Here is a 17,715-nt window from a genome sequence, read left to right on the forward strand (position 1 = left end):
CGGGTGTCGCCCCGATCTTAGAGGCGTGGCCTGCCCGTCATCACAGGATGCGGGCAGGCCACCGACCCCTCAGTCCGCCGTGTGCGCCAGGAACCGCGCCGCCGTCTCCGCCAGCACCTCCCGCCCGTCCCGCGCCCACAGTGCGTCGTTGAACAGCTCGACCTCGATGGGACCGGTGTAACCGGCCGCCTCCACGTACCCCTTCCACTCGCGCATGTCGATCGCGCCGTCGCCGATCTGGCCGCGGCCGTTGAGGACGCCCTCCGGCAGCGGGGTGGTCCAGTCGGCGAGCTGGAAGGTGTGGATACGGCCGCCCGCGCCGGCCCGCGCGATCTGCGCCGGCGCCTGGTCGTCCCACCAGATGTGGTACGTGTCGACGGTGACGCCGACCTGGTGGGCCGGGAAGCGTTCCGCGAGGTCCAGGGCCTGGGTGAGGGTGGAGACCACGCAGCGGTCGGAGGCGAACATGGGGTGGAGGGGTTCGATGGCCAGCTTCACCCCGTGCTGTTCGGCGTAGGGGCCGAGTCCGGCGAGTGCGTCGGCGATGCGTTCACGGGCTCCGTGCAGGTCCTTGGAGCCGGCCGGCAGGCCGCCGGAGACCAGGACCAGGGTGTCCGTGCCGAGGGTGGCGGCCTCCTCGACCGCCCGCCGGTTGTCGGCGAGGGCGGCGGCCCGCTCGTCCGGGTCGATCGCCGTGAAGAAGCCGCCCCGGCACAGGGTCGTGACGGCCAGGCCGGCCTCGCGGACCAGCTTGGCGGTCGCGTCGACGCCGTACGACTGCACCGGCTCGCGCCACAGGCCCACACCAGGGACGCCCAACTCAACGCAGGCGTCGACCAGTTCGGGCATCGACAGCTGCTTGACGGTCATCTGGTTGATCGAGAAGCGGGACAGGTCGCCGGTCACTGGCTGACTCCGTACAGGGCGAGGAGGGTCTTCATACGGTCCTCGGCCAGCTTCGGGTCCGGGAACAGGCCCAGGCCGTCGGCGAGTTCGTAGGCGCGCGCGAAGTGCGGCAGGGAGCGGGCCGACTGCAGGCCGCCGACCATGGTGAAGTGGGCCTGGTGGCCGGCCAGCCAGGCCAGGAAGACCACGCCCGTCTTGTAGAAGCGGGTGGGGGTCTGGAAGAGGTGCCGGGAGAGCGCCACGGTGGGGTCCAGGAGGCCGCGGAAGCCCGCCGTGTCCCCGGTGTCCAGGATCCGGACCGCCTCCGCAGCCAGCGGCCCCAGCGGGTCGAAGATGCCGAGCAGGGCGTGACTGAAGCCCTGCTCGTCCCCCGCGATCAGCTCGGGGTAGTTGAAGTCGTCGCCGGTGTAGCAGCGGACGCCCTGCGGCAGGCGGCGGCGCAGGTCGATCTCGCGTTGCGCGTCGAGCAGGGAGACCTTGATGCCGTCGACCTTGTCGGGGTGGGCGGCGATGACCTCCAGGAAGGTGTCGGTGGCCGCGTCCAGGTCGGACGAGCCCCAGTAGCCCTCCAGCGCCGGGTCGAACATCGGGCCGAGCCAGTGCAGGACCACCGGCTCGGCGGCCTGGCGCAGGAGGTGGCCGTAGACCTCGAGGTAGTCCTCGGGGCCGGCGGCCGTGGCGGCGAGCGCCCGGGAGGCCATCAGGATGGCCTGGGCGCCGGACTCCTCCACGAGCGCGAGCTGCTCCTCGTAGGCGGCCCTGACCTCGGCCAGGGAACCGCCCGCGATCTGGTCGGTGCCGACCCCGCAGGCGATCCGGCCGCCGACGGCACGCGCCTCGGCGGCGCTGCGCCGGATCAGCTCGGCCGCGCCCGCCCAGTCCAGGCCCATGCCGCGCTGGGCGGTGTCCATCGCCTCGGCGACCCCCAGGCCGTGCGACCACAGGTGGCGGCGGAAGGCGAGGGTGGCGTCCCAGTCGACGGCGGCCGGCGAGTCGGGGTTCGTGTCCGCGAACGGGTCGGCGACGACGTGCGCCGCCGAGAAGACCGTACGGGAGGTGAAGGGGGTGCCGGGGGTGACGGCGAGCGGCTCGGTGCGCGGCTCGTACGCCCTCAGGCCCCCTGCGGAGTCGGGGAGATGGATGGTCACAGCGCGATCTCCGGTACCTCGATGCGGCGGCCCTGTGCCGACGACTGCAGGCCCAGCTCGGCGAGCTGCACGCCGCGGGCGCCGGCCAGCAGGTCCCAGTGGTAGGGGGCGTCGGCGTAGACGTGCCTGAGGAACAGCTCCCACTGGGCCTTGAAGCCGTTGTCGAACTCGGTGTTGTCGGGGATCTCCTGCCACTGCTCGCGGAAGGCGTAGGTGGCCGGGATGTCCGGGTTCCAGACCGGCTTGGGGGTCGCGCTGCGGTGCTGGACACGGCAGTTTCGCAGGCCGGCGACCGCTGAGCCTTCGGTGCCGTCCACCTGGAACTCGACCAGTTCGTCACGGTTGACGCGGACCGCCCAGGAGGAGTTGATCTGGGCGATGGCGCCGCCGTCGAGCTCGAAGATGCCGTAGGCGGCGTCGTCGGCGGTGGCGTCGTAGGGCTTGCCGCCCTCGTCCCAGCGCTGCGGGATGTGGGTGGTGATGAGGGCCTGGACGGACTGCACGCGGCCGAACAGCTCGTGCAGGACGTACTCCCAGTGCGGGAACATGTCGACGACGATGCCGCCGCCGTCCTCCGCGCGGTAGTTCCAGGAGGGCCGCTGCGCCTCCTGCCAGTCGCCCTCGAAGACCCAGTAGCCGAACTCGCCGCGGACGGAGAGGATCCGGCCGAAGAAGCCGCCGTCGATGAGCCGCTTCAGCTTCAGCAGGCCGGGCAGGAAGAGCTTGTCCTGGACCACTCCGTGCTTGATGCCCTTGGCGTGCGCGAGCCGGGCCAGCTCCAGGGCGCCCTCCAGGCCGGTCGCCGTCGGCTTCTCGGTGTAGATGTGCTTTCCGGCGGCGATGGCCTGCCTGAGGGCCTCCTCGCGGGCGGAGGTGACCTGCGCGTCGAAGTAGATGTCGATGGTGGGGTCGGCGAGGACGGCCGACAGGTCCGTGGAGATGTGGTCGTCGGACAGGCCGTGGCGGTCGGCGATCTCGCGGAGCGCGTGCTCGCGGCGGCCGACGAGGACCGGTTCCGGCCAGAGCACCGTGCCGTCACCGAGGTCGAGTCCGCCCTGCTCGCGCAGGGCGAGGATCGAGCGGACGAGGTGCTGGCGGTAGCCCATGCGCCCGGTGACGCCGTTCATGGCGATACGCACCGTCTTGCGGTTCACGTGTTTCCCTTCGTCCGCGTGCGTCTCAGCAACGCAGCAAGCGCTTTCTATATGGTCAGAAGCTAGCCTTTGAACCCTGGTCTGTACAAGACCGTGATGGGGTCGAGTTGTTCGAGGGGGCGAACAACAGGAGTGAATGGCCTTATGGTCTGCACGGCAAGGGGGCTTCCTATGAGACGGCTGTCAATCAGCCTGTGTACGACGGCGTACGACGAGATGCGCGACCGGAGGACGACGAGATGACGGTGACCCTGGCGGACGTGGCAGCCCGCGCCCAGGTCTCGCCCGCGACGGTGTCGCGCGTACTGAACGGCAACTACCCCGTGGCGGCGTCCACGCGGGAGCGGGTGCTGCGGGCGGTGGACGAGCTGGACTACGTCCTCAACGGGCCGGCGAGCGCGCTCGCGGCGGCCACCTCCGACCTGGTGGGCATCCTGGTCAACGACATCGCCGACCCGTTCTTCGGGATCATGGCGAGCGCGATCCAGGCCGAGATCGGCGGGCCGGGCGGGCGCGCGGGCGGCGAGCGGCTGGCGGTGGTGTGCAACACCGGCGGGTCGCCGGAGCGGGAGCTGACGTACCTGACTCTGCTGCAGCGGCAGCGGGCGGCGGCGGTGATACTGACCGGCGGGGCGATGGAGAACGCGCCGCACGCGGCGGCGGTGGCGGCGAAGCTGCGGAAGCTGGCGGACGCCGGGACCCGGGTGGTGCTGTGCGGGCGGCCGCCGGCGCCGGACACCGACGCGGTGGCGCTGACCTTCGACAACCGCGGCGGCGGCAGGCAGCTCACCGAGCACCTGATCGGGCTCGGCCACCGGCGGCTGGGCTACATCGCCGGCCCCGAGGAGCGGACGACCACCCGGCACCGGCTGGAGGGCCACCGGGCCGCGCTGGCCGACGCGGGGATCGAGGAGGACCCGCGCTGGACCGTGCACGGGCGGTACGACCGGCGGGCGGGGTACGAGGCGACGCTCGAACTGCTGCGCAGGGACCCGACGCTGACCGCGGTGGTGGCCGCGAACGACTCGGTGGCGCTGGGCGCGTGCGCGGCGCTGCGGGAGTCGGGGCTGCGGATCCCGGTGGACGTGTCGGTGGCCGGCTTCGACGACCTGCCGTTCAGCATCGACGCGGTGCCGTCGCTGACGACGGTGCGGCTGCCGCTGGCCGAGGCGGGGGCGAGGGCCGGCCGTATCGCCATGGGCCGTGAGGAGCCGCCGCCGGGCGGGATCGCGACGGTGCGGGGAGAGCTGATGGTGCGGGGGTCCTCGGGCGTGCCACGCACCTGACCGGGCGGACCCGACGCCGGGGGCGCGGCTCAGGTGCCCCCGCTCATCCCGACGGCGCGGCGGAGCGCCGTGAGGGCCGCGCGATTCGGCCGGGTGCGGGGCTCGTCGTGGCTGTTCACGCAGTTCCCCGCGCCCCTCAAGCACGGCGGAGCACCGTGAGGGCCGCGCGACTCGGCCGGGTGCGGGATTCGTCGTGGCTGTTCACGCAGTTCCCCGCGCCCCTCAAGCACGGCAGAGCACCGTGGGAGCTGCGCGACTCGGCCGGGTGCGAGGCTCGTCGTGGCTGTTCACGCAGTTCCCCGCGCCCCTCAAGCACGGCGGAGCACCGTGGGAGCTGCGCGACTCGGCCGGGTGCGGGGCTCGTCGTGGCTGTTCACGCAGTTCCCCGCGCCCCTCAGGCGTCGTGCGGGAGGGTGCGGGTCAGTAGGGGGAGGGGTGCCTCGCCGCGTTTGCGGTCGCGGTACCAGCGCACGCCCGTGTCGTAGGCCCGGCGGGCCCTGCGTACCGGAGTCAGCTGGGTGGCGAGGTGGTACTGGTAGCGCCATGGGGACTGGTGGCCGCCCTGGCGGACCGCCATCGCGTAGGCGAATTCGACCGGGTCGCGGTCCAGGTGATCGTCCAGCCGCTCGAACCAGGCCATGCTGGTGCGGGCCGCGGCCTGGACGGGGTGGAGTTCCGCGCGGCGGCGCTTGTCGTACTCGCGCAGCGCGACCAGGGGATCCGGGAAGCGCTTGAGTGCCTCGGAGAGCACGATCGCGTCGATCATCGCCAGCCGGGTGCCGGAGCCCAGCGTGAAGTGGGTGGTGTGCGCGGCGTCGCCGGCCAGTACGACGGGGCGGCCGTCGCCGTCGTCGACCCAGGTCCGGTTGCTGATGTGCGTGAACCGCTGCCACCTGGCCGGTGCGCCGCGCGACCTGCTGATCAGGGAGTGGCCGTCGAGCGGGCGGTGGAAGATCTTCTCCAGCAGGGGTACGGCGTCCTCCACGTCCAGCGCGTCCAGGCCGAGGCCCTGCCAGGTCTCCGGCGAGCACTCCACGATGCACGTACTGACACCCTTGAACGACGGGTAGGCGTGGAACCAGATCCAGCCCGCCTCGGTCTCCTCGAAGGCGAACACGAAGCTGTCGAACTGCCGGTCCGTACCGAGCCAGATGAAGGGGTTTCGGCCGGTCTCCAGTCGGGTGCCGAAGTGCTCGGCACGGGCGGAGCGGATCCGGCTGCCCGCGCCGTCGGCCGCGATGACCAGGTCGGCGTCGGGCAGCCCGGCCGGGTCGGCGAGGCGTTCCCCGTACCGGACGTCCACGCCGAGGGACCTCGCGCGCCGGGTCAGGACGCCGAGGAGGGCGGCGCGGCCCATGCTGTAGCCGTAGCCGCCGAAGTACGCGGTGCCGTCGTGGTGGTTCCCGTGCACGCGGATGTCCTGCTGCTGCCAGAGCACCGAGCCGGCGCTGACCTCGCGGGCGCTCTCGGGGTCGTTGCGGTGCAGGATGTCCAGCAGGTCGTTCCAGTAGACGACGCCCCAGCCGTAGGTGGCCTCGGGCGGGTCCGCCTCCAGAACGACGATCTCGTGCCCGGCGTCCCGCAGTTTCGCCGAGATCGAGAAGTACAGGCCGGCCGGGCCTCCGCCCACACAGACGATCCTCATCCGGTCACCGCCTCCAGGGGTCTTTCGATGCACGGGTCCGGGTGCCCGAAGGACGGGCACCCGGATCCACCCTTTGCTGTCAGGTAGCGTCAGACGCTGCGGCCTGGCTAGTCTCCCCAGCCACCTCCGCCCCAGCCACCGTCGTCGTCGCCCCAGCCGCCGTGGCCACCGCCCCAGCCGTAGTCGTCGCCCCAGCCGCCGTGGTGACCTCCGCCGTAGCCGCCGCCATAGCCGCCACCGCCGTAGCCACCGCGGTCGCCGCCGCCGTAGCCGCCGCCATGGCCGCCTCCGCCGTAGCCGCCGCCATGGCCGCCACCGCCGTAGCCGCCGCCACCGCCGTGGCCGCCGCCGCCGCCGCCGTGGCCGCCACCGTCATCCTGGTAGGTGGCGACGTGGTCCGGCGCAGAGCTGGTGGCCGCGCTGGCGACTCCGGCTCCCGCGGCCAGCGCCAGGATGGGTGCCGAGATCGCAGCGATGGCGACCCTCTTCATACGTGTGGTGTGCGCGCGCATGTCTCGCCCCTCTCCGAGGGTGTGGGTGTGTACGGCGGCCGCCGCGTGAGGGGGCCGGCCGCCCTGCGTGCGCTCCAGAGCCTGCGCGCAGCTCCGAGCACGTCCGCCGCCCGCGATGTCATGTCCTCTCCGCACCGTCCGGGCTCTCCGGCGGACCACGTCACGTCCTGGTTGAAACGGACATAAGTGACGTTCGTGTATAAACCTACGGCGCAGGCGCGACGAAGTCAAAAGCAGGACCAGGGCCAGACAAAAAGAACAAGTAAAGCCCGCGGGGCCGCCGTTCGGGCCGGCACCTTCCGGCCGGACGGGGTGGCGGGATAGCCTCGGGGCACGGCATCTCTGACTCAGTCAACCATCGGGGTCCAGCCATGACCGTCCAGGACGTCCGTGCCTTCAACCGCTTCTACACCAACCTCATCGGCGCCCTCGACTACGGCCGCCACCTCTACGCCCCGTACACCCTCACCGAGGCCCGCGTCCTGTACGAACTGGCGCACTCCGCCGACACCGACGCGGCCGACCTGCGGTCCGATCTCGCCCTGGACGCCGGGTACTTGAGCCGGATCCTCAACAAGTTCGAGGAGGCCGGGCTGATCGAGCGCGCGCCCTCCGAGAAGGATCCGCGGCGGCGGCGCGTGTCCCTGACCCCGGGCGGCCGGGCCGCCGCCGACCTGCTGGACGAGCGGGCCCGCGAATCGGTCGGCTCGCTGCTGGGCGCCGTCGACCCGGGCGAGCTGCCCCGCCTCGCCGAGGCGATGCGAACCATCCGCACGATCCTCGGCGACGGGCACCCCCCGGCCGGCTCCACCGAGGTCGTGCTGCGCGAGCCGCACCCCGGTGACCTGGGCTGGATCGTGCAGCGCAACGCCGCCCTGTACGCGGCCGAGTACGGCTGGAACGCCGACTACGAGGGTCTCGTCGCCCGGATCGTCGCCGACTACGCGGAGGACCACGACCCGCACCTGGAGCGGACCTGGATCGCCGAGTGGGCCGGGCGGCCGGTGGGCTGCGTGATGTGCGTACGGGACGACGCCCCGGGCACCGCACGCCTGCGACTGCTGCTCGTCGAGCCGGAGGCCCGCGGTCTCGGTATCGGCGACCGGCTGGTCACCGCCGTGACCGGCTTCGCACGCGGGGTCGGCTACCGCGACCTGGTCCTGTGGACCAACGACGTGCTGTCCGCCGCCCGCCGCATCTACCAGCGGCACGGCTTCGTCCTCACCGCCGAGAAACCGCACCGCTCCTTCGGCAAGGACCTGGTCGGCCAGGACTGGCGGCTGGACCTGCACGCGACCGGTGAGTGAGAAGTAGGTTGGAGGGCATGAAGTTCGCCTTCTCCACCCTCGGGGTGCCCGGTCTGCCGGTGCCGGAGGTGCTGGCGCTCGCCACGGCGCACGGCTACCACGGCGTCGAACTGCGCGCCCATCCGGAAGAGCCCGTGCATCCCGGCCTCGGCCCGGCCGCGCGATCCGACGTGGCCGCCGAGTTCAAGGCGACCGGAGTGGAGGTCCTGGGCGTCGCCGGCTACGCGCGGGTCGCGGCACCCGGCGCGGACGCCCCGGTCCTCGACGAGACGCGCCAACTCCTCCAGCTCGCCCACGACCTGGGCGCCTCCTACGTCCGCGTCTTCCCCGGCGCCGACCCGTCGCTGCCGCCCGCCGAGTCCGACGCGATCGCCGCCCGGCGGCTGGGCACGGTCGCCGAGGACGCCGCCGCGCTCGGTGTCCGGGTCCTCCTTGAGACGCACGACTCGCACCGCACCGGCGCCGCCGCGATCCGGGTCCTCGGCCCGGTCGGCCACCGCATGGTCGGCTCGCTCTGGGACGTGATGCACACCTGGCTGGGCGGCGAACAGCCCGCCGAGACCTACGCGGCACTCGCCCCGCACCTCGGCTACGTCCAGGTCAAGGACATCGCCTCGGCCGACGACACCACTCCCCTCCCGCTCGGCGACGGCGTCCTCCCCCTCTCCGACTGCGTGGAGGTCCTCTCCCGGCACGGCTGGGACGGCTGGCTGTGCTGGGAGTACGAGAAGCGCTGGTACGAGGCGGCGGCCCCGCTGCCCGGTCTGCTGCAGGCGGGCCGGGAACACCTGGTCCGGCTGCTCACCGAGTCGGCGTGACCACGCTGGCCGGGTTCACCGTACGGCGGTGAACCCGGCCACCCGCTCCTGCAGCCGCTCGCGGCACGGTGCTCCAGCGGTTCCAGGCACACCGACTCGCCCGCCGGCACAGGTCCTCGCAAGGTAGGGGTCACGCCCGGATGTCTCGCCGACCCGATCACGCGCCGTCGAACGAGATTCCCCACCCCGCGGCCAGCTCCCGGAACGCCTCGTGGAAGCCCGGGAAGGTCTTCTTCACGCACTCCGGGTCGTCGAAGGCGATCCCCGGGGTGCGCAGCCCGGTCACCGCGAAGGACATGACCACGCGGTGGTCGCCGTAGGTCTTGATCTCGGCCGGGGCGGGGGTGCCGGGCCGGATCTCGATCCAGTCGTCCCCCGTGGCGACCTCGATCCCCAGCCGGCGCAGGTTCTCCGCGCAGGCGTCGAGCCGGTCGCACTCCTTCACCCGGGTGTTCGCCACGTCCTCGATGCGGACGGGGCCGTCGGCGAACGGGGCGATGGCCGCGAGGGTGGGCATGGTGTCGGAGATGTCCCGCATGTTGACGGTGAGGCCGCGGAGTTCGCCGGTGCCCCGGACGGTGGTGCGGTCCGCGCCGATCGCCACCTCGGCGCCCATCCTGCGCAGGACGTCGACGAAGCCGAGGTCGCCCTGGAGCGCGCCCTGTCCGAGTCCGGGGACGGTGATCTCATGGCCCGTCACGGCCGCCGCGGCGAAGAAGTAGCTCGCGGTGGAGGCGTCGGGTTCGATCGCGTAGGTGGTGGCCCGGTAGCCGCCCGGCGGTACGACGAAGGTGTCCCCCTCCCGCGCCACCTCCACGCCGAACGACCGCATCATCGCGATCGTGATCTCCACGTACGGTGCGGACACCAGGTCCGTCACCCGGATCCGCAGGCCCTTGCGGGTGAGCGGGCCGAGCAGCAGCAGGGCGGTGAGGTACTGCGAGGACTGTCCGGCGTCGAGCGTCACCTCGCCGCCCTCGACCCCGGCGGCCTCGATGCGCAGCGGGTGGTGCCCCTCCGCCGCCTCGTGGCGCAGGTCGACACCGAGGTCGCGCAGGGCGCGGGTGAGCGGGGCGAGAGGGCGGCGGCGCATCTGCTCGGAGGCGTCGAAGCGGTAGCTGCCGTGGCCGGCCGCGGCGAGGGTGGGCAGGAAGCGGGCGGTGGTGGCGCCGTCCCGGCAGTAGACCTCGGCCTCGGGCAGCGCGGGGCCCTGCGGGCGGCCGTCCACCTGCCAGGTGTCGGGGGTGCGGCCGACCCGGTAGCCGAGCCGGGCCAGGCCTTCGGCGAAGCCCTCGGTGTCGTCGGAGCGGAGCGGGCGGACGAGGGTGGTGACTCCGTCGGCGGCGGCCGCGAGGAAGAGGGCGCGGGCGGTGACGGACTTGGAACCGGGGATGTCGACAGCGGGCATGGGCCGATGATCTCCGGTTTCTGAAGGGCGGGGGGAGGGTTGTCCATGGGGTGGAACAGGTTGTTCGATGCGTGACGGCCGGTGGGGGCTTGTCGCGCGCACGCGGCGGAGCCGCATATCGATACAGCCCCGCGCCCCTGAAGGCCGCCGTCCGCCGGGAACCCGTTGCCTCCCCCGCCCGTCCAACGCGCAGGCTGTCGGAAGAGTCTCCGTGGTGTGGTGTCGGCCCTCGCTGCTGGCTGCGATCGCTGACCTGCCCTCTCCGCCGCACCACGGCCGCCGGCCCGCCGCCATCGACGTGCCCCCTCCAATGCGCCGATGGCGGCCCCTTTCCCGTTAACGTGCATTCCCTTGACGGAAAGAAACTTCCCGAATACGGATGACCAGACGGAAGTTTCCTTCAGCCGGTCTCTCCACCGGAAGGAGCGCACGTGCCCTCCAGACGCACCGTCCTCGCCGCCACCGCGGGTGTCACCGCGGGACTGGCCGTCGGCACCGGCGCGAACGCCGTCGGCACCGACGACAAGAACTCCGACCACAAGAACTCCGACGACCAGAACGCCCATGACGACAGGCTCCGCGCGCTGATCGAGCGGATGACGCTCGCGGAGAAGGTCGGGCAGCTGTTCGTGATGCGGGTGTACGGGGACTCGGCCACCGACCCCGACCAGGCCGACATCGACGCCAACCTCAAGGAGATCGGTGTCCGCACCGCAGCCGAGCTGATCGGCAAGTACCGCGTCGGCGGGATCATCTACTTCACCTGGACGCACAACACCCGGGACCCCCGGCAGATCGCCGAGCTGTCGAACGGCATCCAGCGGGCCTCGCTGGCACAGCCGCGCGGCCTGCCCGTGCTCATCGCCACCGACCAGGAGCACGGCGCGGTCTGCCGGATCGGCAGGCCCGCCACCCTCTTCCCGGGCGCCATGGCCATCGGCGCGGGCGGCTCCCGGGCCGACGCCCGCACCCTCGGCCGCATCTCGGGCGCGGAGCTGCGGGCGATGGGTGTCCGGCAGGACTACTCCCCCGACGCCGACGTGAACGTGAACCCGGCCAACCCGATCATCGGCACACGGTCCTTCGGGGCCGGTCCGGACGCGGTCGGGGAGCTGGTCGCCGCCGAGGTGCGGGGCTACCAGGAAGCGGGGGTCGCGGCCACCGCCAAGCACTTCCCCGGGCACGGCGACACCGCCGTCGACAGCCACACCGGCTTCCCGGTGATCACGCACAGCCGGGAGCTGTGGGAGAAGCTGGACGCGGTCCCGTTCCGGGCGGCGATCGCGGCCGGCATCGACTCGATCATGACCGCGCACATCCAGTTCCCGGCCCTGGACTCCTCCGGCGACCCGGCCACCCTCTCCCACCCCGTCCTCACCGGCATCCTGCGCGACGAACTCGGCTACGACGGGGTCGTGGTGACCGACTCCCTGGGCATGGAGGGGGTCCGCACGAAGTACGGCGACGACCGCGTCCCCGTGCTCGCCCTGAAGGCCGGTGCCGACCAGCTCCTCAACCCGCCCACCCTGGACATCGCGTGGAACGCCGTCCTGAAGGCCGTACAGGACGGCGAGCTCACCGAGTCCCGGCTGGACGAGTCGATCCTGCGGATCCTGCGGCTGAAGTCCCGGCTGGGGCTGCTCGACCGGCCGTACGTCAGCACCAAGGACGTCGGCCGGGTGGTCGGCACGGCCAAGCACCTCGCCACCGCCGACCGGATCGCCGAGCGCACCACCACCCTGCTGGTCAACGAGGGCGGGCTGCTCCCCCTCTCCCGCCGTACGCACGGCACGGTGCTGGTCGTCGGCGCCGACCCGGACTCGCCGTCCGGTACGACGGGTCCGCCGACCGGCGTGCTCGCCGCCGCCCTCACCGAACTGGGCTTCACGGCGACCGCGTTGCCGACGGGAACGGCCCCGTCCGCGGCGACCGTCGAGAAGGCGGTCGCGGCGGCGCGGACGGCGGACGCGGTGGTCGTCGGGACGTACAACGTCACGGCGGGCGACGGACAGCAGCAGTTGGTGGAGCGGCTGGTCGCCACCGGCCGGCCGGTGGTGGCGGTGGCGGTGCGCAATCCCTACGATGTCGCCCGACTCCCCTCCGTGCGGGCCTGCTTGGCGAGCTACTCGTGGACCGACGTCGAACTGCGGGCCGCGGCGCGGGTGATCGCGGGCCGGGTGGCACCGCGCGGCCGGCTCCCGGTGCCGGTGCAGCGCGCGGACGATCCGACCCAGGTGCTGTATCCGATCGGTCACGGGCTGACGTATTAGACGTACGCCACAGAACCGGGCGTAATACCCCCAACAGGCGGAAAGCCTCCCATGCACCTGACGTGGACCGTGATCGCGGGCCACGCTGGCAGGGGGGTTGGTATGCGGAGCAGACGTTTTGCCGGGGTTCTGGTCACGCTGGCCGTCGTGCTGCTGCCGGCCGGCTGCCGCGGGACGTCCTCGTCCGGGGCGCCGGCGGGCAGCGCGCGGTCGACGGCGAGCCCGGCCCTGTCCGGGTACGGCGCGCGGTTCCTCGCGGTCGGCGAGTGCAGCTCGTTCGGGACCGCCGGCTTCACCGAGGTGCCGTGCGCCGGTGAGCGGGCGGCGGCCCGGGTGGTCGCCCGGTACGACGGCACCATCGCCGACGGGCCGGCGTGCCCGGCCACCACCGACTTCGTGCTGCACATCAGCGCCCAGCGCACGGGCGGCGACGAGGACGGCGACGGAACGATCCCGCAGGGCTACGCCTGCATGCGCAACCTGCAGCCGCCGCATCCCGGCGACCCCGGCGGGGGAGGTGGGCCGCGCACGATCGTCGGCGACTGCGTCTACGGCTCGGGCCACGGCCAGGTCCGGGAGACGGCCTGCGACGGCTCGGGGAAGCGGAAGCCGCAGTACCGGGTGGTGCGGGCGGTGACCTCCCGGGACGCCTGCCCGGCGTCCACCACCCTGTACGTCCAGCTCGGCGGCGAACACCCGGTGGGCTGCGCCCGCCGCGTGTGACCGCGCCCCGCCGGAGCCGGCCGGGACCGGCGGGCGCCCGGACTCACCGCCCGCTGCACCACGGCAGCGGGTGCCCGGTGAGGAACTCCCTCCGGGAACCCCTCAGCATAGGATCCATCCCGAGCTGACCGAGCTCCGCCCCACCGCGCCCCTCACCCACACGCAGCGGTGTCCGGCGTGCACGGTGACCGGGCCCGCGCGGTGGCTGTACTTGCCCTTGTCGACGACCGGGCGGTTGCCGCGGGCCTGGATGCTGACGGACATCGTCCGCCTGCCGCCGGACCTCTTGGGCAGGGTGATCGCGCAGACGTAGCCGCCCTGCCGGTAGACGTGCACGGTGCCGGTGGCGAAGGGCAGGGTCCGCACCTCACGGCCCGCGCAGTTCGCCGCCGTCACGGCCTGGGCCTCGGCCGGTGCCGCAAGGGCCAGCGCCCCGGAAGCGGCCAGCGCGGCCGCACCGAGCGCGAGCCACCGGCGTATCGCACCACTGTCCACAGTCGTCCCCTCCCGTACCGCAGCTGTGCACAACCATCACCGTACTGATGTACGGACGCCCGACAGTTGTCGGATGGTTGCACGGACGTCAGGGACGCGAGTTCACAGGGGGACGGGTCAGCGGGTCGCGCCCACCGGTTCCTCCGGTTCCTCGGGCTGGCCGATGAAGGTGCGCCACAGCTCGGCGTACCGGCCGTCGAGGGCGAGCAGTTCGTCGTGGGTACCGTCCTCGGCGACCCGGCCGTGGTCCATGACCACCACCCGGTCGGCGCGGGCCGCGGTGGTCAGCCGGTGGGCCACCACGAGCGTCGTACGACGGCCCGTCAGGCGGTCGGTGGCCATGTTGACCTGGGCCTCGGTCGCCAGGTCCAGGGCCGCCGTGGCCTCGTCGAGGAGCAGCACGTCGGGGTCGACGAGTTCCGCGCGGGCGAGGGCGATCAGCTGGCGCTGGCCGGCGGAAAGGTTGCGGCCGCGCTCGGCCACCTCGTGGAGGTAGCCGCCGTCGAGGGTGGCGATCATCTCGTGGGCGCCGACCGCGCGGGCCGCCGCCTCCACCTCGGCGTCGGTCGCGTCCGGGCGGCCGTAGGCGATGGCGTCCCGTACGGTCCCCGGGAAGAGGTACGCCTCCTGCGGGACGACCCCGAGCCGGTGCCGGTACGAGGTGAGGTCGAGGTCGCGCAGATCCGTGCCGTCGACCGTGACCCGGCCCGCGGTGGGGTCGTAGAAGCGTGCGACGAGCTTGACGAGGGTCGACTTGCCGGCGCCGGTCTCGCCGACGAAGGCGACGGTCTGCCCGGCGGGGACGGTCAGGTCGATGCCGCCCAGGGCTGCGTCGCCCTCGTCGGCGGCACCGTACGCGAAGTGCACGTTCTCGAAGGCGATGTCGCCGTGCAGGGAACCGACTTCGCGCGGCCTCTCCGCCGCCTGCGTGGACGTCGGCTCGCGCAGGAGTTCCTGGATGCGGCCGAGGGAGACGGTCGCCTGCTGGTAGCCGTCGAAGACCTGGGAGAGCTGCTGGACAGGGGCGAAGAACAGGTCGATGTAGAGCAGGTACGCGACCAGGGCGCCGGTGGTGAGGGTCGCCGCCTCGACCCGGTGGGCGCCGGCCATCAGCACGCTCGCCGCGGCCACCGACGACAGCAGCTGGACGAACGGGAAGTACACCGATATCAGCCACTGGCCCCGGATGCGGGCCTTGCGGTAGCTCTCGCTGCGCTCGGTGAAGCGCCGGCCGCTGTCCCGCTCGCGCCGGAAGGCCTGCACGATCCGCAGCCCCGACACCGACTCCTGGAGGTCGGCGTTGACCACCGACACCCGCTCACGGGCGAGTTCGTAGGCCTTCACGCTCGCCCGGCGGAAGAAGAAGGTCGCGACGATCAGCGGGGGCAGGGTGGTGAAGACGACGAGTGCGAGCTGCACGTCGATCACCAGCAGGACGGCCATGATGCCGAAGAAGGTGACGACGGAGACGAAGGCGGTGACCAGGCCCGTCTGGAGGAACGAGGACAGTGCGTCCACGTCCGTCGTCATCCTCGTCATGATCCGGCCGGTCAGCTCCCGCTCGTAGTAGTCGAGACCGAGCCGCTGGAGCTGCGCGAAGATCTTCAGGCGCAGGGAGTAGAGGACGCGTTCGCCGGTACGGCCCGTCATCCTGGTCTCGCCGATCTGGGCCGCCCACTGGGCGAGCACCGCGAACAGGCCGAGCAGCGAGGCCGCCCAGACCGCGCCGAGCGCCATCCTGCTGACGCCCTGGTCGATGCCGTGCCGGATCAGGACCGGGAGCAGCAGTCCCATGCCGGCGTCCACGGCGACCAGGCCGAGGCTGACGAGGAGGGGCGGCCCGAAGCCGCGCAGCAGGCGGCGCAGACCGTAGGAGTCCTCGGGGCGTACGGCACCGGCCTCGTCGATGTCGGGGATGTCGGTCGCCGGGGGCAGCGCATCGACCTGGGCGAGGAGTTCGGGGGTGGCCGGGGTGCCGGCGAGGGCGAGGTCGCGGGGCGTACGGTCGCCGGTCCACAGCCTCGGGGTCACGCCGCGCTCGGCGTCGAACTCGGCGTCCAGCTCGTCCCGTACGGACGTGTCCTCGCGCTCGACGGCCGGGAGGGTGTGCCCCGGGGAGACGCCGCCCAGCTCGTCGGGGTCGGTGAGGAGCCTGCGGTACAGGGCGGACCGCTGCTGGAGTTCCTCGTCGGTGCCGATGTCGGCGAGCCGGCCGCCGTCCAGGACGGCGATGCGGTCGGCGAGGTTCAGGGTGGAGCGGCGGTGGGCGATGAGGAGGGTGGTGCGGCCCCGCATCACGTGGGTGAGGGCTTCGTGGATCTCGTGTTCCACCCGGGCGTCGACGGCGGAGGTGGCGTCGTCGAGGACGAGGAGGCGGGGGTCGGTGAGCAGCGCGCGGGCGAGGGCGATGCGCTGGCGCTGGCCGCCGGAGAGGGTGAGGCCCTGTTCGCCGACCTTGGTGTCGTAGCCGTCGGGCAGCTCGGCGACGAAACGATCGGCCTGGGCGGCGCGGGCGGCGGCGAGGATCTCGTCCTCGGTCGCGTCGGGACGGCCGTACGCGATGTTGTTGCGGACCGTGTCGGAGAAGAGGAACGAGTCCTCCGGGACCAGGCCGATCGCGGCGCGCAGCGAGTCGTGGGTCAGCTCGCGGACGTCGTGGCCGCCGATCAGGACGGCGCCGTGGGTGACGTCGTAGAAGCGGGGCAGCAGCAGGGAGACCGTGGACTTGCCGGAGCCGGAGGAGCCGACGACGGCGAGGGTCTCGCCCGGCCGTATCTCGAAGCTGAGCCCCTGGAGGACCGGGCGCTCATGGTCGTACCCGAACGCCACGTCGTCGAACTCGACGGTCGCGGGCGCGTCCGCTGGGAGGGTCTTGGTGCCCTCCGCCATGGTGGGCCGGGTGTCGATCAGCTCCAGGACGCGTTCGGTGCCGGCGCGGGCCTGCTGGCCGACGGTGAGGACCACGGCGAGCATCCGGACCGGGCCGACCAGCTGGGCGAGGTAGGAGGAGAAGGCGACGAAGGTGCCCAGGGTGATGTGACCGCGCACGGCCAGCCAGCCGCCGACCGCCAGCATGGCGACCTGGCCGAGGGCCGGGACCGCCTGGAGGGCCGGGGTGAACCTGCTGTTCAGCCGTATGGTGCGCAGGCGTCCCGCGAAGAGCCGGCGCCCGACCTCCCGGAGCTTCCCGGTCTCCTGGTCCTCCTGCCCGAACCCCTTGACCACGCGTACGCCGCTCACCGCGCCGTCGACCACGCCGGCGACGGCGGCGGCCTGGGCCTGGGCGTACCAGGTGGCGGGGTGGAGCTTGCTGCGGCCGCGCCTGGCTATCCAGTACAGGGCCGGGGCGACGGCGAGGGCGACCAGGGTGAGCGGCGGCGACAGCCAGGCCATGATCGCGAGGGAGATCAGGAAGAGGAGGACGTTGCCGATGGTCATCGGCAGCATGAAGAGAAGGCCCTGGATCAGCTGGAGGTCGCTGGTGGCCCTGCCCACCACCTGGCCCGTGGACAGCTCGTCCTGGCGCCGTCCGTCGAGCCGGGTGAGGGTGTCGTACATCTCGGTCCGCAGGTCGTGCTGGACGTCGAGGGCGAGCCGGCCGCCGTAGTAGCGGCGGACGAAGGTGGCCGCGTAGACGAGGACGGCGGCGCCGATCAGGGCACCGGCCCAGGGCCCCATGGACCGGCTGTGATCACCGATCACGTCGTCGATGATCACCTTGGTGATCAGCGGCACGACGGCCAGGACGGCCATGCCGGCCAGCGAGGACCCGAGCGCGAGCACGACGTCCCGCGGATGCCGCCAGGCATACCCGGCCAGCCTGCGCGCCCAGCCGCCCTGCCGCCGCTCCCCCTGTTGCGCTGCCACGCGGATGCCCTTCGTTCGCCCTGCTCCTGTGCACGACCACAACACGAAAGGAAGCGGATTTCATCCCTCCGCAACAATTCCGGGGCCGGGGAGCCGGGCGACCGGCGGGCGGGAGCAGGACCGGTGGGACGTCCGACTTGCGCCGGGCGTTCGGTGCGGAAGCATCGGAGACAGGC

Annotated in this window: 13 protein-coding genes; 5 read left to right on the forward strand and 8 right to left on the reverse strand. The window is 72.6% G+C overall.

The genetic code is table 11. The features are described 5' to 3' along the window. Nucleotides 1–69: 69 nt before the first annotated feature. From OHB00_RS19645 to OHB00_RS19655, 3 genes are read right to left on the reverse strand one after another with little or no spacing between them, the layout of a single operon-like run. Nucleotides 70–870, reverse strand: coding sequence for a sugar phosphate isomerase/epimerase family protein (locus OHB00_RS19645; RefSeq protein ID WP_406445880.1), 801 nt, complete (start codon nt 868–870; stop codon nt 70–72). Nucleotides 871–902: 32 nt separating this feature from the next. After that, complete coding sequence (locus tag OHB00_RS19650; protein WP_406436194.1) at nt 903–2,054, reverse strand: dihydrodipicolinate synthase family protein; 1,152 nt, start codon at nt 2,052–2,054, stop codon at nt 903–905. Continuing rightward, complete coding sequence (locus tag OHB00_RS19655; protein ID WP_406436195.1) at nt 2,051–3,208, reverse strand: Gfo/Idh/MocA family protein; 1,158 nt, start codon at nt 3,206–3,208, stop codon at nt 2,051–2,053. The genes OHB00_RS19650 and OHB00_RS19655 overlap by 4 nt, the downstream gene beginning before the upstream one ends. 239 nt (nt 3,209–3,447) lie before the next feature. Here OHB00_RS19655 and OHB00_RS19660 point away from each other — a divergent pair, with 239 nt between their 5' ends. Continuing rightward, nucleotides 3,448–4,494, forward strand: a complete 1,047-nt coding sequence (locus tag OHB00_RS19660) for a LacI family DNA-binding transcriptional regulator (RefSeq protein WP_406436196.1) — start codon at nt 3,448–3,450, stop codon at nt 4,492–4,494. A gap of 394 nt (nt 4,495–4,888) precedes the next feature. Here the strand turns inward: OHB00_RS19660 and OHB00_RS19665 are convergent, their stop codons facing one another. After that, complete coding sequence (locus OHB00_RS19665; RefSeq protein WP_406436197.1) at nt 4,889–6,139, reverse strand: FAD-dependent monooxygenase; 1,251 nt, start codon at nt 6,137–6,139, stop codon at nt 4,889–4,891. A gap of 107 nt (nt 6,140–6,246) precedes the next feature. After that, nucleotides 6,247–6,630 (reverse strand): hypothetical protein, encoded by a 384-nt coding sequence (locus OHB00_RS19670; protein WP_406436198.1) that lies wholly within the window; start codon nt 6,628–6,630, stop codon nt 6,247–6,249. A 392-nt stretch (nt 6,631–7,022) separates the two neighbouring features. Here OHB00_RS19670 and OHB00_RS19675 point away from each other — a divergent pair, with 392 nt between their 5' ends. After that, a complete protein-coding gene (locus OHB00_RS19675; protein WP_406436199.1) occupies nt 7,023–7,958 on the forward strand; it encodes a GNAT family N-acetyltransferase in 936 nt (311 codons plus the stop codon). A gap of 17 nt (nt 7,959–7,975) precedes the next feature. Continuing rightward, nucleotides 7,976–8,776, forward strand: coding sequence for a sugar phosphate isomerase/epimerase family protein (locus OHB00_RS19680; RefSeq protein ID WP_406436200.1), 801 nt, complete (start codon nt 7,976–7,978; stop codon nt 8,774–8,776). Nucleotides 8,777–8,933: 157 nt separating this feature from the next. On the opposite strand, the gene aroA is transcribed toward OHB00_RS19680, so the two are convergent. Further along, nucleotides 8,934–10,184 (reverse strand): 3-phosphoshikimate 1-carboxyvinyltransferase, encoded by a 1,251-nt coding sequence (gene aroA / locus OHB00_RS19685; protein ID WP_406436201.1) that lies wholly within the window; start codon nt 10,182–10,184, stop codon nt 8,934–8,936. A gap of 431 nt (nt 10,185–10,615) precedes the next feature. On the opposite strand from aroA, the gene OHB00_RS19690 reads away from it, so the two are divergent. Both OHB00_RS19690 and OHB00_RS19695 read left to right on the forward strand, forming a co-directional pair. Continuing rightward, nucleotides 10,616–12,454, forward strand: a complete 1,839-nt coding sequence (locus OHB00_RS19690; RefSeq protein ID WP_406436202.1) for a glycoside hydrolase family 3 protein — start codon at nt 10,616–10,618, stop codon at nt 12,452–12,454. Nucleotides 12,455–12,556: 102 nt separating this feature from the next. After that, the gene (locus tag OHB00_RS19695) at nt 12,557–13,177 is read left to right on the forward strand and encodes a hypothetical protein (protein WP_406436203.1); all 621 of its coding nucleotides are present in this window, start codon (nt 12,557–12,559) and stop codon (nt 13,175–13,177) included. A gap of 102 nt (nt 13,178–13,279) precedes the next feature. Here OHB00_RS19695 and OHB00_RS19700 read toward each other — a convergent pair whose 3' ends face one another. Then, nucleotides 13,280–13,672, reverse strand: a complete 393-nt coding sequence (locus tag OHB00_RS19700) for a hypothetical protein (RefSeq protein WP_406436204.1) — start codon at nt 13,670–13,672, stop codon at nt 13,280–13,282. A gap of 117 nt (nt 13,673–13,789) precedes the next feature. After that, nucleotides 13,790–17,539 carry an ABC transporter ATP-binding protein gene (locus OHB00_RS19705; protein ID WP_406436205.1) on the reverse strand — a complete coding sequence of 1,250 codons (3,750 nt, stop codon included), beginning with the start codon at nt 17,537–17,539 and terminating at the stop codon, nt 13,790–13,792. Between the last annotated feature and the right edge of the window lie 176 nt (nt 17,540–17,715).

This window comes from Streptomyces sp. NBC_00631 (assembly GCF_045206895.1).
Taxonomy (GTDB): domain Bacteria; phylum Actinomycetota; class Actinomycetes; order Streptomycetales; family Streptomycetaceae; genus Streptomyces.

What these genes read in the sequence shown, in the direction of transcription:
- OHB00_RS19665 (WP_406436197.1), bottom strand. Translation starts at nt 6,139, where the DNA reads ATGAGGATCGTCTGTGTGGGCGGAGGCCCGGCCGGCCTGTACTTCTCG.
- aroA (WP_406436201.1), bottom strand. Translation starts at nt 10,184, where the DNA reads ATGCCCGCTGTCGACATCCCCGGTTCCAAGTCCGTCACCGCCCGCGCC.
- OHB00_RS19695 (WP_406436203.1), top strand. Translation starts at nt 12,557, where the DNA reads ATGCGGAGCAGACGTTTTGCCGGGGTTCTGGTCACGCTGGCCGTCGTG.
- OHB00_RS19645 (WP_406445880.1), bottom strand. Translation starts at nt 870, where the DNA reads ATGACCGTCAAGCAGCTGTCGATGCCCGAACTGGTCGACGCCTGCGTT.
- OHB00_RS19680 (WP_406436200.1), top strand. Translation starts at nt 7,976, where the DNA reads ATGAAGTTCGCCTTCTCCACCCTCGGGGTGCCCGGTCTGCCGGTGCCG.
- OHB00_RS19660 (WP_406436196.1), top strand. Translation starts at nt 3,448, where the DNA reads ATGACGGTGACCCTGGCGGACGTGGCAGCCCGCGCCCAGGTCTCGCCC.
- OHB00_RS19670 (WP_406436198.1), bottom strand. Translation starts at nt 6,630, where the DNA reads ATGAAGAGGGTCGCCATCGCTGCGATCTCGGCACCCATCCTGGCGCTG.
- OHB00_RS19675 (WP_406436199.1), top strand. Translation starts at nt 7,023, where the DNA reads ATGACCGTCCAGGACGTCCGTGCCTTCAACCGCTTCTACACCAACCTC.